Genomic DNA, 18,046 nt, shown 5'->3' on the forward strand with positions numbered 1-18,046 from the left:
GAGTATCGTCTCCCGAGGAGCCCTGGACGTCTTGCCCCTGGTCGGATGCCATCACTGCGACGCGGTGCTCGAAGAGCCCGAAGTGCCGGACGGCGGCTCGGCGATCTGCCGGCGCTGCGGCGGAACGCTCTTTCGTCGCCAGCGCGCGACCGTCGAGATCACCCTCGCCCTCACGACGGCCGCCGCGATCCTCTTCGTCGTCGCGAACGCCTACCCCTTCCTCTCCTTCGAGATGCAGGGACAGACGACGCGGACGACCCTCGCCTCCGGCGCGGCGGCGCTGTGGGAGAGCGGGCGCTACGCGATCGCTCTGCTGGTCCTCGTGACGACGATCCTCGCGCCGGCGATGCAGATCGGTTTCATGCTCTACGTGCTGGCTCCGCTTCATTTCCACCATCCGGCGCCCTTCGCGGTCGAGGCGTTCCGGGTGGTCGAACGATGCCGGCCCTGGAGCATGATGGAGGTATTCCTGATCGGGATCTTCGTCGCCGTCGTGAAGCTCTCGGACATGGCGGAGATCGTGCCGGGAATCGCGCTCTGGGCGTTCGGGCTGCTGATTCCGATCCTGGCGGGCGGCACGGCCTTCCTCGACGCGGAGCTCGTCTGGCGCGAGATCGGGGATCTCGAGTGAGCGGAGCCGCACCGCCGGTGACCGCCGCCTTCGGGCCGCACGCGCAGTGCCACGTGTGCAATCTGGTCGTCTCCGTGCCCGAGGGACCGACCGAGGGGCTGGCCTGCCCGCGCTGCCGAACGGGGCTCCATCGCCGCAAGCCGAACAGCCTGTCGCGGACCTGGGCGCTCCTGATCGCCGCTTCGATCTGTTATGTGCCGGCGAATCTCTTCCCGGTCATGGAGGTCACGACCCTGGGACAGACCCAGGCGGACACGATCCTCTCGGGCGTGATCTATCTCGCGGTCAACGGGACCTGGCCCCTCGCGGTGATCGTCTTCGTCGCCAGCGTGGTCGTCCCCGTGCTCAAGATCGTGTCGCTCGGGTACCTCGCGCTCTCGGTCCAGCGAGCGAGCCAGTGGCGGCCGCGGGATCGTGCGCGACTCTATCGGGTGGTCGAGCAGGTCGGCCGGTGGTCGATGGTGGACGTGTACGTGGTGACGATTCTCGTCGCGCTCGTCCACCTGGGCTCTCTCGCCAACGTCGAGGCTCGGGTCGGGGGGTTCTATTTCGGCGCGGTCGTGGTCCTCACGATGCTCGCGGCGGAGAGCTTCGACCCGCGGCTCATCTGGGACCAGATGACGACGGACGAGGTTGCGGACGGGGGTCCCGTGGATCGAATCGAGGAGGGGAGCGGCGATGGCAGATGAACCGGCGGGGGAGAGCGTGGGGCCCGAGGCGCCTCGCGCGATCGTCCGCACTCGGTCGATGCCGTCGATCGTCTGGCTGATCCCGGCGGTGGCCGCCTTCGTCGGGCTCTACCTCGCGTTCTGGGCCTGGTCCGAGCAGGGACCCTCGATCACGATCGTCTTCGACAGCGCCGACGGGATCGTCGCCGGGACGACGGTCATCAAGTACAAGGACGTCGACGTCGGGATCGTCGAGACCGTCGAGCTCATGGAGGACCTCTCCCAGGTGAACGTCACCGCGAGCATGGTCAACGAGCTTGCCGGTTACCTCACCGACGAGACCAGCTTCTGGGTCGTGAAGGCCGAAGTCTCCGCGAGCGAGATCTCCGCGGTCGACACCATCCTCTCCGGCGCGTACATCGGGATGGCGCCGTCCCAGGACGGCAAGCGCACCCGCGTCTTCGAGGGCCTCGAGAAGGCGCCGATCATCCGTCCGGACAAGGCGGGAAAGCTCTTCCAGCTCCGGGCGACCGAGCTGGGCTCCGTCGACGTGGGCTCGCCGGTCTACTACCGCTGGATCCGGGTCGGCCAGATCGCCGGCTACCAGCTCGACGACCAGGGCGAGACCGTCAGCGTCCAGGTCTTCATCGAGGCGCCTCACGACGAGCGGGTGCGATCGACGACGCGCTTCTGGAACGCCTCCGGGCTCGACGCCGTCGTGACGGCCGAGGGCATCCAGATCGACACGCCTTCGATGATGGCCATGCTGGTCGGGGGCATCGCCTTCGAGACACCGGCGACGGTAACGGTCGCGCAGGACGTGCCCGAGAACATGGTCTTCGAGCTCTATCCCAACAAGCAGGCGACGCGAATGCCCCGCTACTCGCTCAAGACGCGATACCTGCTCTACTTCGAGGACTCGGTCTCGGGACTCGTGCCGGGCTCACCCGTCGAGTTCAGGGGGATCAAGCTCGGCGAAGTCCTCGACGTCGACGTCGAGCTGGATCGCGTGACGAACGAGATGCGCATTCCCGTCGTGATCGAGATCGAGCCTGAGCGACTCGGTCTCACCGTCGAAGAGCTCGAAGCGGATCCGACCCAGCGGCTCGAGAGCATGGTCTCCCAGGGCTTCCGCGCCCGACTGCTCACGAACAACATCCTGACGGGCCAGAAGGCCGTCGACTTCGACTTCCTCGAGGGGGCGCGCGAGCAAGCGGTCGTCTACGGCCGTGCCTATCCGATCCTGCCGACCGCGACCGGCGGTCTCGACGCGATCACGACGCGGGTGGCGCGGATCGTCGATCGCGTCGACCAGCTGCCGATCGAGTCGATCGGCGCGAATCTCGACCAGGTCTTCGCGAGCCTGGCGGCCACGATGGGCTCGATCGAAGAGGCCACGGCGGCGGCGAACAGCGATCTCCTGCCCGGGATGACCGCCACCCTCGAGCGGCTCGAGCAGACGTTGTCGTCGGCGGACGCGTTGATCTCGCCGGAATCGGCGACGGCCCTCGAGATCGAGTCGCTGGTCGGGGACCTCTCCGAGGCGGCGGATTCGCTCCGGATCATGGCCGAGCGACTGGAAGAGCACCCCGAAGAGCTGCTGAGAGGAAAGAGCGAATGATCACGCAAGTTTCGCGAATGGCGCGAACGACGGGACTCGCGATCCTCGCCCTCGCGATGACAGCCTGTCTCGGACGGAGCCCGAGCCCGGAGCACTACATGCTCGGCACCCAGGCGAGCGGGCCGGCGGGGGACGCCGCACCGGAGATCGCGCTGCTCGTCGGACCGGTGCGACTCCCGGCCTATCTCGACCGACCCCAGTTCGCCCGCCTCGAAGGGCAGGGGGAGATCGAGCTCGACGAGTTCGCGCGGTGGCTCGGGGGCTTCGAAGACAATTTCCTGCGCGCGCTCTCCCTCGATCTCGCCCGCCGCACGGGCTCGATCCGGATCGCGGCGAGTCCCTCGAAGGCGCCCTTTCCCTTCGACGCCCGGATCCGGCTCCACGTCGATGACTTCGTCGTCGAGGGAAACGTGCTCCGCGCTCGCATCCGCTGGGCGGTGATCCCGACCGCGAAGGGCGCGGCCCCTGTCGTCGACGTGATGGAAGCGGAGTTCCCCGTCGCAGGCGGGGGCAATCGCGCGATCGTGGCGGCCCACGATGCCGCGGTCGCGGCGCTCGCCGAACGGATCGTCGCCGCGCTCCCGAACTGACCTCGGGCGGGCAACCGCGGGTTGCATGCGGGGGAGCGCCGACGCCCGGTACACTGGGCCAGGTAGCGCACGGCATCCGGGCGCGCCGCGGGAGGCCACGATGACGGAAGACGGGACGACCCAGCAGATCGAAGAGGAGGGTGGCGCCGACGCACGCCCGTCCCTCGGTGCGCGTCTCGTCTCGGAGATCAAGTCGCGCCCCGTCGCCTGGATCACGTTCGCGGCGCTCCTCGTGGTGGCGCCGATCATTCTCAAGATGATCTTTCCCGAGGCCACGCCGGGCGTCCTGATCGCCGGCAGCATCGCGTTCACGGCCTACGCCGCCGCCTGCACGGTCCCCGGCCGATTCCTCTGAGCCCGCCCGCGCGGCGGACCCGACTCCGGAGTGCCCCATCACATGGAAGGTCCCGCAAAGTCCGGCGTCGAAGCCTGGCATGCCCACGTCCGAGACGTGAAGGAAGAGACCCTCGACGCGCTTCTCGCCGACGACGTGGTCTTCCTCTCGCCGGTCGTGCATACGCCTCAGAAGGGCAAGGCGGTCACGAAGCTGTACCTGATGGCGGCCTTCAACGTCTTCCCCGGTGAAGACGCGAAGGAGGGTCGGGCCGGTGAGGGCGGCGAGAAGACGTCCGGCAAGTTCAGGTACGTGCGCGAGGTCGTCGGGACCCACGATGCCGTCCTCGAGTTCGAGACCGAGGTCGACGGCATCTTCGTGAACGGCGTCGACATGATCACCTGGAACGACGAGGGCCGGATCATCGAGTTCAAGGTCATGATCCGGCCGCTCAAGGCGATCCAGAAGATCCACGCCAACATGGCGGCGATGCTCGAGAAGCTGAAGTAGGACGCCACCCCGCGTCTCGAGCGGGAGCGACGCTATGCTCCCGCGCCATGTCCCCGCGACGCCGTTATCAGCTCCGCCGTTCCGACCTGAACGAGCGGATCGACGACCTGATCGAAGCCGCCTCTCGCGAGGAGACGGATCCCGGCGACGCCGAGCTGATCCGACAGCTGGTCACGACCGGCGTCCATCTGCTCCGCGACGGCACGTCCCGCGCCGAGCTGAAGCTCGTGAACAGCGCGCTCAAGGAGCTTCGCCACGCCTTCCGCGTGTTCAGCCCCTACGCCGAGACCCGCAAGGTCGCGGTCTTCGGGAGCGCGCGGACACCGGCGGATCATCCCGACTATCTGCAGGCCTACGCCTTCGCGGAGGCGATGACCCACCACGGCTGGATGGCCATCACCGGCGCCGGAGACGGGATCATGGGCGCGGCCCAGGGCGGCGCCGGTCGCGAGTCCTCCTTCGGCGTCAACATCCGGCTGCCCTTCGAGCAGACCGCGAACGAGACGATCGCCGGCGACGAGAAGCTGATCAACTTCCGGTACTTCTTCACGCGGAAAGTCGTCTTCGTGAAGGAGGCGCACGCGATCGCCCTCTTTCCGGGCGGTTTCGGGACCCACGACGAGGGCTTCGAGGCGCTGACGCTGATGCAGACCGGGAAGAGCGAGATCGTCCCGATCGTCTTCGTCGATACGCCCGGCGGTCGCTACTGGCACGACTGGAAGGACTACGTCGAGACCCACCTCCGCGATCGCGGCCTGATCGACGCCGACGACATGAACCTCTTTCGCGTCACCGATTCGGTCGACGCGGCCGTGTCCGAGATCGAGGGCTTCTACCGCAACTACCACTCCAGCCGATACCTCGAGGGCAAGCTGGTCCTGCGTCTCCACGAAGCGCCGAACGACGCGCATCTCGAGGTGTTGAACGACGAGTTCGGATCGCTCCTGGCCTCGGGCCGGATCGAGCGAGCCGAGGCCCACGCCGACGAGCATCGCCTGCTCACCCACCTTCCCCGATTGCGCCTCCACTTCGATCGGAAGAAGGTCGGGCTGCTGCGCGCGCTGATCGACCGGGTGAACGGCTTCGCCGAAGAGATCGCGCCGCCGGACGACGCGCGCCGCGTCGCGATCTTCGAGACCCCGCTCCCCGAGGCACAGGAGGCGGCAGAGGCGTACGAGGACGAGGGATAGACGCCTCTCGAAACACCTCCGGCCGGCCCCTCCGGCCGCAGCGGAGGGCGGCTCGGCGCCCTAGGATTGGGGGCCCCGCGCGGCTCGCTCCACGCCGCACGTTCAACCCAACGAGGCCCCGTCCGATGTCCGCCGCCGAATCCCGAACGATCGATCTGCTCGATCGCGCCCTCTACGAAGGGGACCCCCAGCCGACCTACACCTGGCTGCGCGAGCACGCGCCGGTCTACTGGGACGAGACCAACGGGATCTGGGGGATCTCCCACCACGCGGACATCGTGGCGATCTCCCGCGATCCGAAGCGCTTCTCGAGCGGCTCGGGCTCGCGCCCGAACATCAGCGGCTCGGGCTCCATGATCGACAACGACGACCCGAAGCACCTCGCCTATCGGCGGATCTTCCAGAAGGAGATCACGCCGCGAGGCGCCAAGCAGTTCATCGATCGGATCCAGCGGATCGTCGACGATCTCGCTGACCGCCTCGAAGGGCAGGCGGAGTTCGACCTGGTCAAGGAGTTCGCGATCCCGCTCCCGGTTCGCGTGATCGTCGAGGCCCTCGGGCTCCGGGACGAAGACTGGCCCCGCTATGCGGAGATCGCCGAGGTCACGATGGCGGCGGGAGGCGGCCCCAAGTACGCCGACGAGCACATGATGAACACGGCGACCGGCTACTTCCAGGAAGCGCTGGGCGTCGTCGCCCAGCGACGCGAACAGGGCTTGGGCGAGGACTGGTTCTCGAAGATGATTTCGAAGGCCGAGGACGGGGACGCGGCCCGCGACGATGCGTTGATCGCTTCGGAGTCGCTGCTCCTTCTGAACGGTGGCTCGGACACGACCCGGCACGTGATCGCCGGCGGGACCCTCGCGCTCCTCGAGCATCCCGAACAGTTCGAGCTCCTCAAGCGGGAGCCGGAGCGCCTGCCGCTCGCGATCGAGGAGATGATCCGCTGGGTCACGCCGCTCCTCAACATGCGCCGGACCGTGACCGAGGACCTCGAGATCCAGGGCGTGCCGCTCGAGGCGGGGGATCAGGTCCTGCTGATGTACGCGGCGGCGAACCGCGACGAGCGCGTGTTCGATGATCCGCAGACCTTCGACATCACGCGCGACCCGAATCCGCACCTTTCGTTCGGAATCGGGACCCACTTCTGCATGGGCGCGAACATCGCCCGCCTCGAGCTCAAGCTGGCCTTCCAGAAGATCCTCGAGACCTGGCCGAACATGGAGCGCGCGACCGAGGGTCCGCTCCCGATCAACGGCCCGGCCTTCGCGCGCGGGCTCCGGACCCTTCCGGTCCGACTGCGCGCCTAGCACGACCCGAGACGCAAGGGGAAAGAGAGATGGGTAAACGCGCCGCCGCCCTCGTCGGCTTCACCGAGTGGGCCCCCGAACGGAAATGGGAGCGCCCGATGTTCGGGATGGAAGCCTGCGCGGCCCTCGCCGCGGAGGCGCTCGCCGACGCGGGGATCGAGAAGGGCGCCGTCGACGGTCTCGTGACCGGCGGCCTGCAGGACTCGCCGATGTTCTCGCCCCTGGCCCTCGCCGAGTACCTCGACATCCAGACCCACTTCAGCGAGCAGGTCGACATCGGCGGCGCGAGCTCGGCCGGCATGATCTGGCGCGCGGCCGCGGCGATCGAGGTCGGCCTCTGCGACACCGTCCTCGTGCTCGTTCCTTCGACGCCGGCGCCTCCACAGGACGGCGCCGAGGCGCGGAAGATGGTGATGCCGCCCTATCTGGCGGGGGACGCCTGGGGCTCGCCGCAGGGGATCTACGACATCCCCTACGGCCTCGTGGCGGCGGCGCCGTCCTTCGCGTTGGTGGCGACGGCCTACATGGACGCGTACGGCGTGACCCCGGAGCAGCTCGCGAAGATCGCCGTCGACGAGCGCAACAGCGCGCTGAAGAATCCGAAGGCCGTCTTCAAGGACAAGCCGATCACCGTCGACGACGTCCTGGCCTCTCCGATGGTCTGCGATCCGGTCCATCTCCTCGAGATGGTCATGCCGTGCTTCGGCGGCGGCGCCGTCGTCGTGACGAACGCCGAACGGGCGAAGAAGGCGAAGCACCGCCCCGTCTTCCTCTCCGGCTACGGCGAGTACGTGAGCCACAAGACCGTCACGTACATGAAGGACATCACCGTCACGCCGGCGAAGCCCGCCGCGGACCAGGCTTTCCGGATGGCGGGCCTCGATCGCTCGAACGTCGACCTCTGCTCCTTCTACGACTGCTTCACGATCACGGTCCTCGCGACCCTCGAGGACACGGGATTCGCGCCGAAGGGACAGGGCGGGCCCTGGGTCGCCGAGCGCGACCTGTCCTTCGCCGGGGACTTCCCGCTGAACACCCACGGCGGACAGCTCGGGATGGGGCAGGGCGGGGCGGCCGGTGGGCTCTCCCACGTGGTCGATGCCTTGACCCAGATCCAGGGGCGCGCCGAAGACCGCCAGCTCGCGAAGGCGGACAAGGCGTACGTGACGGGGGTCGGCGGGCTCATGGCTTCGAACGTCGGACTCGTCCTGGAGGGTGCGTGATGCAGATCGAGCAGCCTTTCTCGGAGTCGGGCCGGCCGCTCCCGCGGCGCACGCCGACGAGCGCGCCCTTCCTCGACGGCGCGCGCAATGGCAAGCTTCGCCTCCAGCGCTGTCCGCGGGACGGCTTCTTCTTCTACCCGCGACCGCGATGTCCCGAGTGTCTCGGAGACGACTGGACGTGGGAGGACGCGAGCGGCCGTGGGCGCGTCTACTCCTATACGGTCGATCGCGTCGGCCTCGACCCGACCCAGCGCGATCGCCTGCCGCTGGTCGTCGCGATCATCGAGCTCGAAGAAGGACCGCGCATGACGTCGAACGTCGTCGGCTGCGCGGTCGAGGACGTGCGCGTCGGCATGTCCGTCGAGGCGACCTTCGAAGACCTCGGGTCGGAGACCCTCGTTCTCTTCTCGCCGACTGCTTGACCCACGGCGGCCGCGCGCTCGCGTCCGTCACGAAACCCCTCTCGCTCAGGAGCTCTCCTTCCCATGAAGTTCGTCATCTCCGCCGCCTTCCAGCCGCCGGAGCACATCGTCCCCATCGCGCAGGCCGCCGACGAGTCCGGCTACGAGGCGATCGCCTCCTCCGACCACGCCGTCTATCCCGAGACCCTCGACACGCCCTACCCCTACACGGACGACGGAACCCGGCGCTACGACGAGACTTCGCAATTCCCGTCGCCCTGGGTCCTCGCCGGCGCCCTGGCCACGGTCACGAAGCGGATCCGCTTCACGACCAACGTCTACGTCCTGCCCATGCGCAATCCCTTCATGGCGGCCAAGGAAATCGCGACGGCGGCGGCGCTGTCGAACGATCGGGTGACCGTCACGATCGGCGTCGGCTGGTCGAACCTCGAGTTCGAACTCGTCGAGCAGCAGTTCAAGCGCCGGGGAGCGCGCTGCGACGAGATGCTCGAGGTGATGAAGAAGGCCTGGAGCGGCGAGTGGGTCGACCACGACGGCGAGTTCTACCAGTTCGACCGGTTGAAGCTGACGCCGCCGATCCCGAAGGCGCCGATTCCGATCTGGGTCGGCGGGATCTCCGACTTCGCGCTCAAGCGCGCGGCCCGGAACGACGGCTGGCTCTCGGATCTGCAGACGACGGACGAGATCATCGAGTGTATCCGGAAGGTGCGCGCCTACCGCAAGGAGCTCGGGAAGAGCGAGGACTGCGACGTCATGGCGAGCGCCTCCGACGCCGCGGGGATCGACGGCTACGCGCGGCTGGGGGACGGCGGGGTGAACCACATCCTGACGATGCCCTGGGTCTTCTACCATGGGATGACCGATGACCTCGACCAGAAGGTCGACGGGATCAAGCGGTTCGCGGACGACGTGATCGCGAAGATGAGCTGAGGCAACGTAGGCGCATGCGTCCCGCGACACGACTCGGCATCGCTCTCGGCGTCCTCGTGGGCGCTCTCGGGGCCGTCGTCTGGAGCTGGACGTTCACGCCGCTCGGCCGGCTCGATCTCCAGGCGGCGATCATCGCGAAGATGTCGAGTCTCTTCGGCGATACGGACATGGACATGTCGCCGGAGGCGCGGGCCGCGGCGAACGACATGACGCGATCGATGCTCGCCGACGGCGGGCCGGACGCTCGGGTCGCGTCGGAAGACCGGACGGTCGCCGGACCCGGCGGCGAGATCCCGGTGAGGATCTACACCCCGCCTTCGGACGAACCGCTCCCGTTCTACCTCAACATCCACGGGGGCGGATGGTGGATGGGGAACGGGTACCTGATGGACGGACCCGTGCGCGCCCTCGCGGGCGCCGTGCCCGCGATCGTCGTCTCGGTCGACTATCGGTTGGCCCCCGAGCATCCCTATCCCGCCGGACTCGAGGACTGCGAGGCCGTGCTGCGTTGGATCGCGGACGAAGGCGCGAGCCTCGGTGGGGATCCGACGCGGATCGCCATCGGCGGTGCGAGCGCGGGCGGGAACCTCTCGGCGGCGCTCGCCCTCAAGGCGCGGGACGCCGGGGGGCCCGCGATCGCCGCGCAGTACCTGAACGTGCCGGCGACCGACCTCTCCGGAACCCGGGAGTGGCACTCCTTCGACGAGGCGTACGAAGGCTACGTCCTGACCGTCCCCGGGATCGAGCGGATGATCGAGGCCTACGTCCCCGACCCGCGCCAGCGGATGGAGCCCTACGTGAGCCCGCTCCTCGAGGGTCGCCTGCAAGGGCTCCCGCCCGCCCTCGTGGTGACGGCGCTCTTCGATCCGCTGCGCGACCAGGGCGAAGCCTATGCGCGCCGCCTGGAAGCGGCGGGGGTTCCGGTCACGCTGCATCGCGAGGACGCACTCCATGGGTTCCTCGGTTCTCCGGAACGCGCGGATCGCGTTGACGCCATGGCGGTGGACTTCGTTCGGCGCGCGCTCCACCCCTGAGCCGACCCGCGGGTCGGCCGCCTGGTTCACTTCGGATCCCGATTGCGAGGAGGCTCCCATGAACACATCGAAGCTGTTCGTCCTGACGGTCGTCGTGCTGACCTTCACCGGCCAGGCCCAGGCCGCCGATCGCCCCTATCCCGTCACCGAGGAGCGCGAGCCCTGTCGTGCCTACGACCCGCTTCGCCGACCGCTCTTCGGCGACACCCACGTCCACACCGCGTACTCCCACGACGCGAGCACCCAGGACACGCGGGCGACGCCGCGCGACGCCTACCGCTTCGCGAAGGGCCAGGCGCTCGGGATCCAGCCCTTCGACGAGAATGGCAAGGGCGGTCGAACGGTCCAGCTCCACCGACCCCTCGACTGGACGGCGCTCTCCGACCACTCCGAGATGCTCGGGGAGGTCCGGATCTGCCACGACCCCGAGCATCCCGAGTACGACAGCGACGTCTGCTGGAACAAGCGCAACGCACCGCTTCCCCTGCTCGGCTTCCTGGCGCGTCTGCAGGCCGGCGAACGCCACAAGATGTGCGGCGAGGGCGCCGAAATCTGTTATGCGGCGGCCCGAAGCGCCTGGGCGGACATCCAGGCCGCCGCCGAGGAGGCCTACGACCGGAGCGCGGCCTGCTCGTTCACGAGCCTGATCGGCTACGAGTGGACCAGCTCCCTCGGCGGCAATCTCCACCGGAACGTGCTCTTCCGGAACCACCTCGTGCCGGCCTACGCCCAGTCCTCCTACGACACGAAGAGTGCCTTCCGCCTTTTCGAGCTGCTCGAGGAGGAGTGCGTCGAGGGCCTGCCGGGATGTGACGCCGTCGTGATCCCGCACAACTCGAACCTCTCGTCCGACGGGTACATGTTCCAGTCGAGCCGGATCGTGACGGAGTCCGAACACGGCCGCGCCTTCGACGCCGAGGCGGCGCGGCTGCGGAACCGCTTCGAACGCGTGATCGAGATCATGCAGCACAAGGGCGACTCCGAGTGTCTGCTCGGGGGCGACACGACCGACGAGGCCTGTGGCTTCGAGAAGCTCCCCTACGACAACATGTCCGGCGCGATCGGCATGCCGAAGATCCCGCCGAAGCGCGCGGCGATGGTGCGAGAGGGGCTCAAGAAGGGGTTGCTCCTCGACGCAGATCTCGGCGTCAACCCGATGAAGTACGGCATCATCGCGAGTACCGACACCCATCTCGGAACCCCGGGGCTCGTCGCCGAGGACGGACACGTCGGCCACGGCGGCGCCTCGCGCGTGGCGTCCCCGGGCATTCCTCCCGGCATCCCCGACCACGTCGAGATGAGCCCCGGCGGGCTCGCCGTCGTCTGGGCCGAAGAGAACACCCGCGACGCGATCTTCGAGGCGCTCTCCCGCCGCGAGACCTACGGCACGAGCGGGACCCGACCCGAGGTGCGGTTCTTCGGCGGTTGGGACTATCCCGACGATGCGTGCTCGACAGGGAACCTCGCGAGCGTCGGCTACACCCAGGGCGTGCCGATGGGCGGTGACCTCGAAGCGCGTCCGGACGGGGCCGGCGCCCCGAACTTTCTCGTCTCGGCGCTCCAGGACCCCGGGACCGCGAGCCGTCCGGGCACGCCGCTCCAGCGCATCCAGATCATCAAGGCCTGGACCGAGGACGGCAAAGCCCGCGAGCAGGTCTACGACGTGGCCGGCGGGCCCAACGACGCAACCGTCGATCTCGACTCGTGCACCCCGCTCGGCGCGGGCGCGCGGAGCCTCTGCTCGCGGTGGGAGGATCCGGACTTCGACCCCGACGAGCGCGCCCTCTACTACGCGCGCGTGCTCGAGAACCCGACCTGCCGCTGGCAGCAGCACCTCTGCGTGGACGCGGGCGTGGATTGTTCCGAGCCGTCGACGATCGGCCCGGGATACGAGGCCTGTTGCCGGAACGACTTTCCGAAGACCCAGCAGGAGCGCGCCTGGACCAGCCCCGTCTGGTACACGCCCTGAGGCGGCCGCGCATAGCACGCCCCTTTCGACGCCTTCTCCCTTCGCGGTCCTCGACGTACGGGAGTACGCCTGCGGTCGCTCCGGTCCGAGGTCGCCGAAATCGACGCACTCTGCACGCCCTTAAGCTCGGGAAGAATGGAATTCGCGCTGGCTAGCTCGGAATCTCGTCGAGGGCCCACTTGCCTTCGGTGGCCATGGCGGGGAGCCAGGTCTCGACGAGCTTTCCTTCCGCGACCCGGAACGTCTGGACCCAGTCCCACTGCATCTGGTCGTTGATCTTCCAGGTGCCGATGGCCGTGACGTAGTCGCCTTCGGCCATCAGGAAGTACTTGAAGTCCGAGATCGTCCAGGCGTCCTGCATGGGGAGGAGCTCGTCGCGGTATTCCTCGGCGGTGACGGCGCGGGTGCCGCGGACGTCGTGGCGGGTGTAGGTCGGGCCGGCGAGCTCGGGGATCTTCTCGAAGTCGAGGTTCGCCCACATCTCGTCGTACCAGCGGCGCATCAGCGCCTTGTTGTCCTCTTCGCGGGTCATCGGGATTTCCTTCGGTGGATCGGCGTCGCTCGAAGATCGCACACGATCGTCGGCTTGCCTCCGCGATCGCGTAGACTCCCCGCCGTCCCTCGACGAGGAGGGGCGAGGAGGGGAATCGTGGAGCTCATCAGTCTCGAGAACGTGCTCAACCTGGGCGTTCTGATCTTCCTGCAGGCGGTGCTCGGCTTCGACAACCTGCTCTACATCTCGATCGAGTCCCAGCGCGCGCCGGCCGCGGACCAGGCGAGGGTTCGGAAGCTCGGGATCACGATCGCGCTCGTGCTCCGGGTCGTGCTCCTCTTCCTGATCATGTCCCTGCTCCAGACCTTCGCGGCGCCGCTCTTCTCGGTCCACTGGACCGGCGTCCTCGAGGGGGAATTCACCTTCGCGACGATCGTCTTCCTCGCCGGCGGCGCCTTCCTCATGTACACGGCGGTCAAGGAGATCTCGCACCTGCTGGCGATCGAGCACCTGGAGGAGGGTGAGGCCTCGGAGCGGGAGTCGAAGAGCGCGGGTCAGGTGATCGCGATGATCGTGACCATGAACCTGATCTTCTCCTTCGACTCGATCCTGTCGGCGCTCGCGATCACCGACGTCTTCTTCGTCCTGGCGACGGCGATCGTCATCTCGGGCGTGATGATGCTCGTGCTCGCGGACTCCGTCGCGGACTTCATCAAGCGCAACCGGAAGTACGAGGTCCTCGGCCTCTTCATCCTGCTGATCGTGGCGGTCGTGTTGCTCGGCGAGGGCGGGCACGAGTCCCACCTCACGATCGCGGGCTTCCCGATCGAGCCGATCTCGAAGGCGACCTTCTACTTCGCGATCGTGGTGCTGGTCGCGGTCGACCTCCTCCAGTCGCGGTACCAGACCAAGCTCGCGGCTCAGCGGGCCGCGGCGCAATACGGGTCGGTCGGTCGCGCGGACTGGGGCGCATCCGGCTGATCTCCCGCCGCGTCACGCGTTCGGCGTCTCCCGCTCGACCGGGAACGCCTCCATGTAGTTCGCGAAGACCTCGTACATCGCGTCCCGCGTGATCCCGAAGTCGCCCTCGAGGTCGTAGACGACCTTGCCGTGGCGGCCGCGGGGGTGGGTCTCGATGTAGTGGTCGATGGACGCCCGGGCCTCGTCGCTCATGCCGAGTCCCGCGCGGTCGTAGATCCGCTCGAGGGTACCGAGATCGTCGGCCATGAACTCGTGGAAGTAGACGTGCTCGGTCTGCGCGGCCGGCAGGACGGCGCGGTCCCGGACGACGCCGTCGAGGAGGTATCTCTGGAGCTTCTCGGCGTGGGGAATGATCTCGTCGAAGACGATCGGCTTGCGGGACATGCGCGCCGCGTAGACCGTCATCGTGATCCACGAGGTGAAGACCGAGACCGGGTCGCGGTGGGTACAGACGAAGGTCGCGTCGGGGAAGGTCTCGACGAGGGCCGGGAGCCATCCCAGATGCTGGGGACTCTTCAGGACCCAGCGCTCCTTGGCTTCCAGGAACTGCAGCGCTTTGAGCGCTCGCTTGAGGAAGGCGTAGTGGGGGCGCTGGTCCTCTTCGAAGTAGGCGTCCATCCAGCGGGTCACGGGCTGTCCGGCCGCCATCAGCAGCGACGACAGACACATGTGCTGGAGATCGACCTCCTCGTGGATCCCGTCGTTCGGGACGTCATACATGTTGGTCATGAGCGGCATCACGAGGTCGATCTGGTCGAGACCGGCCTGGCCGTTCGCGATCCGGTCGTCGGCGATCGTGCCTGCTCGCGCTGCCGCCGAGGGGATCGGCTCCTGGGATTCCCAGCGACGCAGCGCGCGGAGCCGGGGATCGGCGCCGATCAGATTCAGCAGATGCGTCGTTCCGGAGCGTGGGAGGCCGGCGATGATCAGCGGGCGCTCGATCTCGAGCTCGTCGATCTCGGGATGCTCGGCGTAGAGCGCCTCGAGACGGCTGCGCTGGACGAGATAGCGGACCAGCGAGTTGAACGTGTTGAAGCGCCCCATCGTGGTGTAGTGCGCGTCCTCTTCGACGCACTCGATGTAGAAGCGCAGCCGTCGCCTCCAGTCCTCGTCCTCGAAGAGCGGCGTCCCGCCTTCCTGCTCGAGCTGCGCGCGCGCTGCAGCGATCACGCCGTCCTCGGAGAGGTCGAAGGGGATCTGCTCGATCATCTGGAAGCCGGCGCGGGCGGCCTCCGTGTACTCGGGCTCGGTGAAGTCGGTGATCCGGATCGTCTCGGGCACGGGTCGTCCTCGGGCGGGGAGGCGGGATCCCCATGGCAAGCGACCCCGACTGCCTGATCCTCGAGAGGGCAGCCGGGGTCGCGCGGGTTGCAGCGGAGCGGGGTACCGGGCGTCGCCGCTCCGAGGGGCGGCTAGGCCGCGCCCATCTTCGCGAAGACCTCTTCGGTCGGTTCGATCATGCGCTGGTACGTCGCCTGGATGACGTCGTCTTCGATGTCGAACACGACCTTGGCGCCCTCGGGACCGACGGCGTCGGTCTTCATGCACTCGGGCATCTTGTCGTCCGCGGCGGTCCAGCCGGCTTTCTTGTTGAAGTCCCACTCGTCCTGCAGGCACTGCCACGTCAGGTCGAGGAAGCGTTCCCGGCTGATGTCCTCCCCGAAGTAGGCGGAGTAGAACTCCCGGATCTGCTCCATGTTCGGCATGAGGAACATGCAGAACCCCGACGCATCGATGGCGGCGTTGATGTGCTGCTGCTCCTGGGAGAGTCGCGCGAGCTGGTCCGGCGTGGCGCCCGGGTTCACGACGAGGCCGGCCGTGTGGTCGGCGCCCATCGCGCTCGTCACGTAGGTCACGCCCGTCGCCTTGAGCGGCCGCGGATCCCAGGCGGGGATCGCCTGGCCGTGGACCGTCGGGATCCGGTGATGGCCGGTCTTCTCGCCGGTGGCATCGGCGCCGTGGCCGATCGCGTCGGCGATCTCGCCGCCGGTCGCGATCTCCGCGATCAGCTTCTCCATCGCGACGTTGTCGCCCCACTCCATGCCGCCGGAGTCCATCAGGATCCCGATCGCCGCGCCGGTCTCGATCGTGTCGAGGCCGACCTCGTCACAGAGCCGGTCGAGGCTGGCCACCTTGTCCCAGGTGTCGACGGCGCAGTTGGCGCCGAGCAGCGTGAGCGTCTCGAACTCGAGGGCGCTCGTCTTGTAGTTGCCGTCGGCGTCGTGAACGACGTTCGAGCAGGACACGATGCAGCCGGTCATGCAGTTGTGCATGCCGCCGCCCCGTTCTTCGAAGCTGGCGATGATGCCGGTTCCCGTGAGCGTCGCGGCATCGGGGCTCTGGCCCTCGACGCGGTTCTTGTAGGGGAACGTGTTGAGCATCTGCGCCATGTCGACGGAGGGACTCGTTCCGTACTGCATCGGCTGCGGGCCATCGAGATAGGTCTTCGACATGCCCTTGCAGAGCTGCATGAACGCCTTCTTGTCCGCGCCGTGTCGGACACCGGTCTTGCCCGCGTCGACGGCGACGTACTTGAGGCCCTTGCTGCCCATGACCGCGCCGAGTCCGCCGCGGGCCGCGTGTCGGGCGGGACGTCGGACCTCGTCCTGGTCGGTGCAGCAGACCGAAGCGCCGCGCATCTGCCGCTCGCCGGCCGGCCCGATCGAAACGAAGGAGGCGTTGGCCGAGTAGCTCTTCGCGAGGTGGTCGATCAGCGCGTAGTTCCAGAGGCCCTTGCAGTCCGGGACCTCCTTCAGGCTCACGCCGTCCGCGGTCACGTCGAGGGCGTAGCGCGCCTCGGGATCCGCCGGCTTGCCCGTCACGACGATCACCCGGTAGCCGAGCTTCATCATGTCCTGGGCGGGGTTGCCGCCGGCGTTCGCTTCCTTGATGCCGCCGGTGAGCGGGCTCTTGCCGCCGACGCTCATCCGGCCCGAGGTCGGCGCCGCGGTTCCGGAGAGCACGCCCGGCGCGAGGACGAGGACGTTGTCCGGCCCGAGCGGGTCACACGTGGCATCGCACTCCTCGACGAGGATGCGCGCCGAGAGCGAACGCCCTCCCAGGTACTTCCACTTCTCGGGAAATTCCTCGACGGTCGCGGTCTGCGTGGTCATATCGACGCGGATCATCTGGTCGGTCATGGGTGCTTCCTTGTCTTTCGGGTCAGTTCCTGGGGCGCGGGCTGGCGGCGAGACACCGCTCCGGTCCCGGGCGAGGCGCTGCCCGGTGCGCCCCGCAATCATGGATAGAACGAAGAGCGACGTCAATCGCCGCGATCGCGCGCCTCCGGCCGACGACGTCGCTATCGTGGGCCTGCGCTGCCGATCGGAGATCGCCCCTGGACGTCCTCAACGAACTCGCCCCCGTGCTCCTCGCGGACGGTGCCTGGCTCGGCCTCGCCTTCGCGCTCGGGCTGGTCCACGCCTTCGACGCGGACCACGTGATGGCGCTCTCGGTCCTCGCGAGCGAGCCGGACGAGCGGCGCGGCGGCCTCCGCGCGGGACTCCGCTGGGCGCTGGGACACGGCGCGGTCCTGCTCGCGATCGGGGCGCTGCTCTTCGTCTTCGGATGGGCGCTGCCGGAGGCCGGGCGGGTCGCTGCGGAGCGCCTCGTCGGCGTCGTGATGATCGGGCTCGGGCTGGCCGTCTTCTGGCGGCTGGCGCGTCGCGACACCCATCTTCATTTCCACCGCCACGACGGAATCCCGCCCCACGCGCACTGGCACGTGCACGCCGCGCGCTCGCCCCACCCGGGGCCGGAAGCGCATCAGCACGAGCACACGGCCTCGCTGGTCGGGGCGCTGCACGGACTCGCCGGGTCGGCCCCGGTGCTCGCGCTGCTGCCTGCGTCCGCCCGGTCCCCGCTGGCCGGTCTCGCCTATCTCCTGCTCTTCTCGCTGGGGGTGGGGCTCGCGATGGCGCTCGCGAGCGGACTGCTGGGGACGCTCGTCTCGAACCTCGCCCGGCGCCAGCAGCGCCGTGCCCTGCAGGGCCTGCGGGCCGCGAGCGGTGCGGGATCGATCGCGATCGGCGGCTGGCTGGCGTTGGTGGGCTGAGCACGTCGACCCTTCGCAGCCGCGCCGAGCGCGACGCCTCTGCTGCGAACGGGCCGCTCCCAGTGACTGCGCGTGCGACACGCACG

18 protein-coding genes are annotated in these 18,046 nt (G+C 68.4%); 15 read left to right on the forward strand and 3 right to left on the reverse strand.

The window, feature by feature from the left end:
* Nucleotides 1-31 precede the first annotated feature (31 nt).
* From NXI30_06630 to NXI30_06690, 13 genes are all read left to right on the forward strand, one after another.
* Nucleotides 32-631 carry a paraquat-inducible protein A gene (locus tag NXI30_06630; GenBank protein MCR9093871.1) on the forward strand — a complete coding sequence of 200 codons (600 nt, stop codon included), beginning with the start codon at nucleotides 32-34 and terminating at the stop codon, nucleotides 629-631.
* Nucleotides 628-1,320: a paraquat-inducible protein A gene (locus NXI30_06635; protein MCR9093872.1), complete on the forward strand. Its 693-nt coding sequence runs from the start codon at nucleotides 628-630 to the stop codon at nucleotides 1,318-1,320. The genes NXI30_06630 and NXI30_06635 overlap by 4 nt, the downstream gene beginning before the upstream one ends.
* Nucleotides 1,310-2,920: an MlaD family protein gene (locus tag NXI30_06640; protein ID MCR9093873.1), complete on the forward strand. Its 1,611-nt coding sequence runs from the start codon at nucleotides 1,310-1,312 to the stop codon at nucleotides 2,918-2,920. Before NXI30_06635 ends, NXI30_06640 begins: the two co-directional genes overlap by 11 nt.
* Nucleotides 2,917-3,510: a PqiC family protein gene (locus NXI30_06645; protein ID MCR9093874.1), complete on the forward strand. Its 594-nt coding sequence runs from the start codon at nucleotides 2,917-2,919 to the stop codon at nucleotides 3,508-3,510. The genes NXI30_06640 and NXI30_06645 overlap by 4 nt, the downstream gene beginning before the upstream one ends.
* A gap of 100 nt (nucleotides 3,511-3,610) precedes the next feature.
* The gene (locus tag NXI30_06650; GenBank protein ID MCR9093875.1) at nucleotides 3,611-3,865 is read left to right on the forward strand and encodes a hypothetical protein; all 255 of its coding nucleotides are present in this window, start codon (nucleotides 3,611-3,613) and stop codon (nucleotides 3,863-3,865) included.
* A gap of 42 nt (nucleotides 3,866-3,907) precedes the next feature.
* The gene (locus tag NXI30_06655) at nucleotides 3,908-4,354 is read left to right on the forward strand and encodes a nuclear transport factor 2 family protein (GenBank protein MCR9093876.1); all 447 of its coding nucleotides are present in this window, start codon (nucleotides 3,908-3,910) and stop codon (nucleotides 4,352-4,354) included.
* A 47-nt stretch (nucleotides 4,355-4,401) separates the two neighbouring features.
* A complete protein-coding gene (locus NXI30_06660) occupies nucleotides 4,402-5,544 on the forward strand; it encodes an LOG family protein (protein MCR9093877.1) in 1,143 nt (380 codons plus the stop codon).
* A 125-nt stretch (nucleotides 5,545-5,669) separates the two neighbouring features.
* Nucleotides 5,670-6,854: a cytochrome P450 gene (locus NXI30_06665; protein ID MCR9093878.1), complete on the forward strand. Its 1,185-nt coding sequence runs from the start codon at nucleotides 5,670-5,672 to the stop codon at nucleotides 6,852-6,854.
* Between the two features lie 29 nt (nucleotides 6,855-6,883).
* Nucleotides 6,884-8,077, forward strand: coding sequence for a thiolase family protein (locus NXI30_06670; protein ID MCR9093879.1), 1,194 nt, complete (start codon nucleotides 6,884-6,886; stop codon nucleotides 8,075-8,077).
* Nucleotides 8,077-8,499, forward strand: a complete 423-nt coding sequence (locus NXI30_06675) for a Zn-ribbon domain-containing OB-fold protein (GenBank protein MCR9093880.1) — start codon at nucleotides 8,077-8,079, stop codon at nucleotides 8,497-8,499. The genes NXI30_06670 and NXI30_06675 overlap by 1 nt, the downstream gene beginning before the upstream one ends.
* Before the next feature lie 63 nt (nucleotides 8,500-8,562).
* On the forward strand, nucleotides 8,563-9,429 hold the full coding sequence (locus tag NXI30_06680) for a TIGR03619 family F420-dependent LLM class oxidoreductase (GenBank protein MCR9093881.1): 867 nt from the start codon (nucleotides 8,563-8,565) through the stop codon (nucleotides 9,427-9,429).
* Between the two features lie 14 nt (nucleotides 9,430-9,443).
* Nucleotides 9,444-10,463 carry an alpha/beta hydrolase gene (locus NXI30_06685; GenBank protein MCR9093882.1) on the forward strand — a complete coding sequence of 340 codons (1,020 nt, stop codon included), beginning with the start codon at nucleotides 9,444-9,446 and terminating at the stop codon, nucleotides 10,461-10,463.
* A gap of 58 nt (nucleotides 10,464-10,521) precedes the next feature.
* Nucleotides 10,522-12,432: a DUF3604 domain-containing protein gene (locus NXI30_06690; protein ID MCR9093883.1), complete on the forward strand. Its 1,911-nt coding sequence runs from the start codon at nucleotides 10,522-10,524 to the stop codon at nucleotides 12,430-12,432.
* 151 nt (nucleotides 12,433-12,583) lie between these two features.
* On the opposite strand, the gene NXI30_06695 is transcribed toward NXI30_06690, so the two are convergent.
* Nucleotides 12,584-12,964, reverse strand: a complete 381-nt coding sequence (locus tag NXI30_06695) for an ester cyclase (protein MCR9093884.1) — start codon at nucleotides 12,962-12,964, stop codon at nucleotides 12,584-12,586.
* A gap of 114 nt (nucleotides 12,965-13,078) precedes the next feature.
* Between NXI30_06695 and NXI30_06700 the strand changes: the two genes are divergently transcribed.
* Nucleotides 13,079-13,906: a tellurium resistance protein TerC gene (locus tag NXI30_06700; GenBank protein ID MCR9093885.1), complete on the forward strand. Its 828-nt coding sequence runs from the start codon at nucleotides 13,079-13,081 to the stop codon at nucleotides 13,904-13,906.
* 12 nt (nucleotides 13,907-13,918) lie between these two features.
* On the opposite strand, the gene NXI30_06705 is transcribed toward NXI30_06700, so the two are convergent.
* Nucleotides 13,919-15,187, reverse strand: a complete 1,269-nt coding sequence (locus NXI30_06705) for a sulfotransferase (GenBank protein MCR9093886.1) — start codon at nucleotides 15,185-15,187, stop codon at nucleotides 13,919-13,921.
* A gap of 131 nt (nucleotides 15,188-15,318) precedes the next feature.
* Nucleotides 15,319-17,046: a hypothetical protein gene (locus NXI30_06710; GenBank protein MCR9093887.1), complete on the reverse strand. Its 1,728-nt coding sequence runs from the start codon at nucleotides 17,044-17,046 to the stop codon at nucleotides 15,319-15,321.
* A gap of 224 nt (nucleotides 17,047-17,270) precedes the next feature.
* Between NXI30_06710 and NXI30_06715 the strand changes: the two genes are divergently transcribed.
* Nucleotides 17,271-17,960 carry a sulfite exporter TauE/SafE family protein gene (locus tag NXI30_06715; protein ID MCR9093888.1) on the forward strand — a complete coding sequence of 230 codons (690 nt, stop codon included), beginning with the start codon at nucleotides 17,271-17,273 and terminating at the stop codon, nucleotides 17,958-17,960.
* The last annotated feature ends 86 nt before the right edge of the window (nucleotides 17,961-18,046 follow it).

Source organism: bacterium, from assembly GCA_024742285.1.
In the GTDB taxonomy this organism is placed as follows: domain Bacteria; phylum Myxococcota_A; class UBA9160; order UBA9160; family UBA4427; genus UBA4427.